At 57.6% G+C, this 991-nt stretch carries 1 rRNA gene; it reads left to right on the top strand.

The window, feature by feature from the left end:
* Positions 1-5: 5 nt before the first annotated feature.
* Positions 6-991 (top strand): 16S ribosomal RNA (locus NQ038_RS15160); the annotation flags it as partial.

Below are 991 nucleotides of genomic sequence, written 5' to 3'. Positions count from 1 at the left end.
ATTTTTTTGTGGAGAGTTTGATCCTGGCTCAGGACGAACGCTGGCGGCGTGCTTAACACATGCAAGTCGAACGATGAAGTGGCACTTGTGTCATGGATTAGTGGCGAACGGGTGAGTAACACGTGAGTAACCTGCCCCTGACTTCGGGATAAGCCCGGGAAACTGGGTCTAATACCGGATACGACTCCTGCCCGCATGGGTGGGGGTGGAAAGTTTTGTCGGTTGGGGATGGGCTCGCGGCCTATCAGCTTGTTGGTGGGGTAATGGCCTACCAAGGCGTTTACGGGTAGCCGGCCTGAGAGGGCGACCGGCCACACTGGGACTGAGACACGGCCCAGACTCCTACGGGAGGCAGCAGTGGGGAATATTGCACAATGGGCGCAAGCCTGATGCAGCGACGCCGCGTGGGGGATGACGGCCTTCGGGTTGTAAACCTCTTTCAGTAGGGAACAAGGCCTCCTTGATGGGGGTGGAGGGTACCTGCAGAAGAAGTACCGGCTAACTACGTGCCAGCAGCCGCGGTAATACGTAGGGTACTAGCGTTGTCCGGAATTATTGGGCGTAAAGAGCTCGTAGGCGGTTGGTCGCGTCTGCTGTGGAAACGCATCGCTTAACGGTGCGCGTGCAGTGGGTACGGGCCGACTGGAGTGCAGTAGGGGAGTCTGGAATTCCTGGTGTAGCGGTGAAATGCGCAGATATCAGGAGGAACACCGGTGGCGAAGGCGGGACTCTGGGCTGTTACTGACGCTGAGGAGCGAAAGCATGGGGAGCGAACAGGATTAGATACCCTGGTAGTCCATGCCGTAAACGTTGGGCACTAGGTGTGGGACCCATTCCACGGGTTCTGTGCCGTAGCTAACGCATTAAGTGCCCCGCCTGGGGAGTACGGCCGCAAGGCTAAAACTCAAAGGAATTGACGGGGGCCCGCACAAGCGGCGGAGCATGCGGATTAATTCGATGCAACGCGAAGAACCTTACCAAGGCTTGACAT

It is taken from the genome of Brevibacterium sp. 50QC2O2, assembly GCF_024580675.1.
Taxonomy (GTDB): domain Bacteria; phylum Actinomycetota; class Actinomycetes; order Actinomycetales; family Brevibacteriaceae; genus Brevibacterium; species Brevibacterium moorei.
The sequence above is the reverse complement of the archived record's forward strand: the minus strand, read 5'-3'. Positions and strand labels throughout refer to the sequence as shown.